The following is a 6286-nucleotide window of genomic DNA, read 5'->3' as shown; positions in this document are numbered from 1 at the left end:
ATTCAATAGCCTCGAACGGAAAGATAAGCTAAAAACGATTAATCAAAAAAGTGGAGGAAAAAAGTGGGATGATAAAAATCGGGTAAGGGATACCTTAAAATCTATCCAAAGAAACGGAAATTCTGCTAATGTTACAGCAGTGGAGAGTAAAAATGTGACGGAGCAATCACCTTTACTTTTCGACTTGACCGGTCTGCAAAAGGAAGCCAATAAAAAACTAAACTTTTCGGCCGAGGAAACCCTAAACATTGCCCAAAGTCTATATGAGAAAAAGTTTATTACTTATCCTCGAACAGGAAGTAAATACATCCCAGAAGATGTATGGAGTGAAATCCCCAATCTCGTAAGGGCACTACAAGATAGGGAAACCTGTAAACAAACCATAACTAAAGTAAAATGGGGACAGTTTAACAAACGTATCGTAAATGACCTTCGGGTTACTGATCATCATGGTCTGTTGATTACCTAGAAAATCCCTTCGGTGTTATCGATCAAGGAAAGTGCTGTTTACGAAATGATTGCACTTCGTTTGCTCGAAGCTATTTCTGGACCTTGTATTAAAGAGATTACAGATGTGAATCTTGAGACATTGCAATATGATTTTTCAGTGAAAGGTTGCAGAATATTGGAACCTGGATGGCGCAGTATTAAAGGAAATTTTTCAGATAAGGGTGCCGAGACGATTATAGATTTGCCTGAACTTAAGAAAGGTGATGAACTAAAAATAAAAGAAGCCGTCATTCTGGAAAAGACAACTAAAGCTCCTGTGCTTTATACGGAAGCAGGACTTTTATCAGCTATGGAAAATGCGGGAAGGCAGATTGAAAATGTAGAGGAACGAAAAGCATTGCAAAATATAGGAATCGGAACACCTGCAACAAGAGCCACTATTATTGAAACTTTGTTTAGCCGTAATTACATCCAAAGAGAAAAAAAATCATTGATTCCCACTGAAAAAGGTTTACAAGTGTATGAGTTGATTAAAAATAAAAAGATTGCAGATGTTGTGATGACGGCGGAATGGGAATTGGCTTTGCACAAAATTGAGAAAAACGAAAGTGATGGCAAAGTTTTTCAAAAGGAAATGGAAAGTTATGCCACGACGATAACCAATGAGCTACTGCAAATCCCAATGGACAAAGGCAACCAACCCAAAATAGTATGTCCGAAATGCAAGAACCAATTACTAGTCATTAGGGATAAAATTATAAAATGCCCTGACGAAACCTGCAAATGGCTACAGTTCCGAAATGTTTGCGGTGTACAAATTACCATGGACGATATTGTGAGATTGGTTTCCAAAGGTAGAACTTCACTAATTAAGGGGATGAAAAGCAAAGCTGGTAAGAGTTTCGGTGCTTATGTTGTGTTGAATGAAGACTATACAACCTCTTTTGAATTTGAAAACAAGAAGTTCAAAAAGAGTTGAATTCGTACTCAAAAGCGTAAAGGACTTTCTGCCCAAACTTCCTAAATATTTTTTTGCTTTTGAAGTGAACAGATAAATTCCTATGATTTGTTGAATGCGAAAAGTCTAAATAATTATGGACGGTATTTTGTAGATGCGACTCCTTGACAATGGATTGTCTTATCTGTTTATAAACGAACAGTGAGGTCATAATTGTGCACAAAGGAAAAGACTTACAAAGGGTATAGAAAAATTTGTTAAGTCTATAATAGTGTTATATAAGGAACCAATCATTCAGTAGCGCTGCGTGATAATAAATAATAAGATAACGAAGATGGAGTGCAGAAAAATTGAGGAGTTAAGTACGGAAAGAGTTATGGAAATCTTAAAGAAGAACGGTACTGTAGTCGATTTCGAGGAAGCAAAAATTATTTTAGACTTTTCTAAAAAGATTGCCCACATAGCAGTTATTCAGTATCTTAGAGGATGTCTTTAATTAAAATAAGAACAACCTTTAAAATGAGAAAAGCAGATTTATACATTCGTGTTTCGACCGATGAACAAGCAGACAAGGGATATTCCCAGCGTGACCAAGAAGAACGTTTAATTAGATATTGTGAGAATAATGGTGTCCTGATAAAAAACATCTATAAAGAAGACCACTCCGCGAAGACTTTCAGACGGCCCGAATGGCAAAAATATTTGTTAGATCTGCGTATGTCCAAGAGCAGTGATAGGAAATTGTTGCTATTTACTAAATGGGACAGGTTCAGCCGAAATGCAGGAGATGCGTATCAAACGATTAATGAGTTGCGCAAATTTGAGGTTGAACCGGTAGCTATCGAACAACCTCTAGATCTTGCTATTCCAGAAAATAAAATAATGTTGGCGTTTTATCTTGCTGCACCAGAAGTCGAAAATGATCGAAGAGCACTCAATGTTTTTCATGGAATGCGTCGAGCAAAAAAAGAGGGGCGATATATGGGACCAGCTCCAGTAGGATATGTCAATAAAATCACTGAGGATAAAAAGAAATATATTGCCTTACATGAATTTGAGGCTCCTATTTTAAAGTGGGCATTTGACCAGATTCTTGCCAATAGCTTTAACACGGAACAGATATGGAAAGTGGTACGAGAAAAAGTTAAGGGAAAAGGAAGGTTCAGCAAGAACAATTTTTGGGTGGCACTACGAAATCCAGTTTATTGTGGAAAGATATTTATTCCACCTTATAAAGATGAGGAGGGATATTTTGTAGTAGGACAGCATCAACCATTAATCAGTGAGGAGGCGTTTGCTGAAATCCAGGATATTTTGGATGGCAGAACAAGGGTTCTCAAGCCAAAAATTGTGTCAATTGAAAGTCTGCCCCTAAGAGGGTTTCTCAAATGTTCAAAATGTGAAAGGATGTTGACGGGAAGTGCCTCAAGGGGAAAGATGGGAAAGTATTATAGTTATTATCATTGTAGCTCTTCTTGTGGTACAAGGTTTAAGGCAGAGCTGGTCAACGAAGCCTTTATTAAACAACTTCGTTATTTATCGCCAAAGATCGGAATGGTAGATGTGTTTATTGAAGCTTTTATAAGTGATTTCAATGAGCAATTAAAAGATCAAAACAGCGAAAGAGCTAATATCATAAATGAGATCGACAAACAAAACAAACGCTACCAAAATGCGCTTATAAAAAATGCTGATGGAGAGATGGACTATGACGATTTTCGAGTCTTAAAGAACTTGACTAAGGAAAGGATTGAAAAATTAGAGAAACAAATGAATGCTTTAGCTTCGGTAGATACGGAAATTAGGAACTTAGCAGCTTCAGCTCTAAAAAAGGTTGCAAACATCGATAGACGCTATGAAAATGGGGATATTGAAGAAAAAAGGGTGGTATTGAGTTCGATGTTTCCTGATTTTTTGGTGTTTGACGGGATACAGCATCGAACTCCGAGGCTAAACTCGGCGATCGCTCTTATATATCAGAGTGCCAGCAAATTACAGGGCATAAAAAAAGGGACAAATCTAACTTTTTTAGATTTGTCCCAACAAGTGACCTGACTGGGGCTCGAACCCAGGACCCTAACATTAAAAGTGTTATGCTCTACCAACTGAGCTATCAAGTCGATTCCTTAATGAGGGTGCAAATATAAAACCTTTTATCAATAATCCAAGCCCTTTTTTGTGAATTTTTATAAATTTTTTTTGTTTTTTTGCAGTGGCTTACCTTATGTTTTTAATAATCAATTTATAAGCAGTTTATATGAGCATCATTTTAATTGGGTATATGGGAAGTGGAAAGTCCACTATTGGTAAAAAATTGTCTGAAATCTTAAATTTGGAACTTATCGATTTGGATGATTACATTCAGAAAATGGAAAACATGAGCGTTTCCAAGATTTTTGAGACTAAAGGTGAAATTTATTTTAGGAAAAAGGAATACATCTATTTAAAAGAACTTTTAAAACGCAATGACATTATCCTGTCACTTGGTGGAGGAACGCCTTGCTATGGTGATAATATGAATGCTGTTTTGAATGCAGAGGGTGTTCATAGCATCTATTTGAAAAGCTCAATCCCTAATTTGGTGCAAAGGTTGCGAACCGAAAAATTGAAACGGCCATTGATTGCCCATTTAAAAACCGATGAAGAGCTTACCGAGTTTATTGGAAAGCATCTTTTTGAACGTTCGTTCTTTTATAACCAAAGCCATCAAACTATTGTGACCGATGAAAAAAGTATAACAGCTATAGCCGAAGAAATTGTAGGAAGCCTATCGTAAAAAGGCTTCATAATTACCGTCGGTCAAAACAACTTCAACATGCTCATGTAAGGAGGTGGATAATGAAATGCCTTTAAAATCGGCCTTAACGGGATACTTTTTATGGTTTCGATTAACAAGTACCGCTGTTTTGAATTGTTTCACCGGCACATCCAAAAAATGTTTAACGCCATAAATAAGCGTGCTCCCCGAATTTAAAACATCATCAATAAGTACAATGGATTTATTGCTATAATCTGACGCTGCGACCGAAGTTGTAATAGGGTTTAAAGGATTTTTCTTGTCGATGACCACTTTGCACAGCACTGATTTTAAATCGGAAATCTTATCCAAGTTCGCTTTTAATTTTTCTGCCAGAATATAGCCATTGGCATCAATTCCTGCTAAGATAACTTCGGTTTCGTTCACATTGTTTTCATAAATTTGATAAGCAATGCGTCTTATTTTATGGTTGATTTCTTGATGGTTAAGTATGGTTTGTTTTGAAGTTGTCATGTTATTATTGTTTGTTCAAAGATAAATAAAGCGTTGTTTTATTCCTCCTCATTATCATAATAAAAATCGTCAATATCGCGTCGGTCTTTTTTGCTAGGCCGGCCGGTACCTTTTTTGCGATAATAATCTTTAGAGTATTTTAAAAGTTCCTGGGTTTCAAAAGCTTCTTTTGGTGTGGTGTCTTTTACATAAATAGCAACTAATTTGGCGCCAACCCGATTGGGAGGTAAGTCGTTCACCGTAAGTTGATAATTAATTTGGTTTTTACGCAATTCAATTTTATCGGTGGCATAAACTTCACGACTTGGCTTGACCGCTTGGCCATTGATTTTGACATGTCCTTTTTTGCAAGCTTCTGTAGCAATCGTTCGGGTTTTGTAATATCTGACGCACCAAAGGAATTTATCTATTCGCATATTAAAAATTTTAAAACAACGTTAATGTTGTTGTGCAAACGTATTATATTATTGTATCTTGCCAGCAAAAATAAGCAATATTGAAAGATTCAGAAACAATTCGTTTTGATTGTTTAATCTAGTGAATTTAAGGTTATTGCATGTTGCTTTCGAAAAAATATAAAATTAAATTGATGAAATTAAAAACCTACGTCCTCTCAACTTTATGCCTGTTATTAATATTGTCTTCTTGTAAGAAAGACGATGATTCTTTTGAGGAAATTCCACTACGAGACCGTACAGAACAACAATTAGCGGATCTTGATTCTTTAAAAAACTACTTGAGTACCCATTATTATAACCGAGCAACTTTTGAAGTGCCGGGCAATCATACCATTTCTGAAATCATTATTAAAGAATTACCAAAAGATGCCAGTGGTAACTTTCTGCCAATGCCAGATGCTGAAAACAATCAACTTTTGATTGATGCCGTAGAAGCAAAAACCACAAAATATTTGGATGTCGATTATCAATATTACATTTTGAGCCTTAATGAAGGTGGGGGCGAAAATCCGCATTTTTCGGATAAAGTAAGAGTGAATTACAATGGATTTCTTCCAACTGGAAAGTCATTTGATAGTAGTGTTACACCAGTTGAATTCGAGCTTTTAAGTCTAGTGCCAGGATGGAAGGAAGTAATGCCTCACTTTAAAACTTCAGAAAATTTTAATGAAAATGAAGATGGGACTATAACATTCAATAATTATGGTCTCGGAATTATGTTCTTGCCTTCAGGATTGGGGTATTATGGAAATCCGACATCAGGAGGTATTCCAGCTTATTCAAATTTGATGTTTTCATTTGAATTGTATCAATCAGAGATTATGGATCATGATGGCGATGGTATTCCTACCTATATGGAAGATTTAAATGGAGATAAAAATTTGTATAATGATGATACCGATGCCGATGGTGTTCCTAACTTTTTGGATACTGATGACGATGGTGATCGAGTTTTGACCATTAATGAAATGACCAGACAAATCTATACGATAAATACAAATAATGGGGAGGTTGAGCCAGTTTTTGAAGCAAATGAATTTGTAAGAAGCCGAACAAACAATGATGGAATAATTACTATTACGACCTTGAAGTTTGTAGATTCAGATGGAGATGGTGTTTGGGACCATCTTCAAAAAGATATTAAAATAG

Annotated in this window: 5 protein-coding genes, 1 tRNA gene and 1 pseudogene; 4 read left to right on the top strand and 3 right to left on the bottom strand. The window is 35.9% G+C overall.

Annotation, left to right across the window (positions count from 1 at the left end; translation table 11 throughout):
* Both VNJ50_RS14700 and VNJ50_RS14695 read left to right on the top strand, forming a co-directional pair.
* A pseudogene (locus tag VNJ50_RS14700) lies at window positions 1–1429 on the top strand (DNA topoisomerase); the annotation flags it as partial.
* Between the two features lie 498 nt (window positions 1430–1927).
* Window positions 1928–3463 (top strand): recombinase family protein, encoded by a 1536-nt coding sequence (locus VNJ50_RS14695; RefSeq protein WP_325583049.1) that lies wholly within the window; start codon window positions 1928–1930, stop codon window positions 3461–3463.
* Here VNJ50_RS14695 and VNJ50_RS14690 read toward each other — a convergent pair.
* Window positions 3456–3528: transfer RNA gene (locus tag VNJ50_RS14690), tRNA-Lys, on the bottom strand. The genes VNJ50_RS14695 and VNJ50_RS14690 overlap by 8 nt on opposite strands.
* A 137-nt stretch (window positions 3529–3665) precedes the next feature.
* Between VNJ50_RS14690 and VNJ50_RS14685 the strand changes: the two genes are divergently transcribed.
* Window positions 3666–4184, top strand: coding sequence for a shikimate kinase (locus VNJ50_RS14685; RefSeq protein ID WP_325583048.1), 519 nt, complete (start codon window positions 3666–3668; stop codon window positions 4182–4184).
* On the opposite strand, the gene VNJ50_RS14680 is transcribed toward VNJ50_RS14685, so the two are convergent.
* Window positions 4176–4679, bottom strand: a complete 504-nt coding sequence (locus tag VNJ50_RS14680) for a phosphoribosyltransferase family protein (RefSeq protein WP_325583047.1) — start codon at window positions 4677–4679, stop codon at window positions 4176–4178. The two genes, VNJ50_RS14685 and VNJ50_RS14680, sit on opposite strands and share 9 nt — an antisense overlap.
* Before the next feature lie 38 nt (window positions 4680–4717).
* On the bottom strand, window positions 4718–5095 hold the full coding sequence (locus VNJ50_RS14675; RefSeq protein ID WP_325583046.1) for an RNA-binding S4 domain-containing protein: 378 nt from the start codon (window positions 5093–5095) through the stop codon (window positions 4718–4720).
* Window positions 5096–5268: 173 nt separating this feature from the next.
* Here VNJ50_RS14675 and VNJ50_RS14670 point away from each other — a divergent pair.
* Window positions 5269–6286, top strand: a 1018-nt coding sequence (locus tag VNJ50_RS14670) for an FKBP-type peptidyl-prolyl cis-trans isomerase (protein ID WP_325583045.1), incomplete at its 3' end; no start/stop codon positions are given.

The sequence above is a fragment of the Gelidibacter sp. genome, assembly GCF_035577925.1.
Classification (GTDB): Bacteria; Bacteroidota; Bacteroidia; order Flavobacteriales; family Flavobacteriaceae; genus Gelidibacter.
Note: the sequence above shows the minus strand (reverse complement) of the source record. Positions and strands in the feature narration are given on the sequence as shown.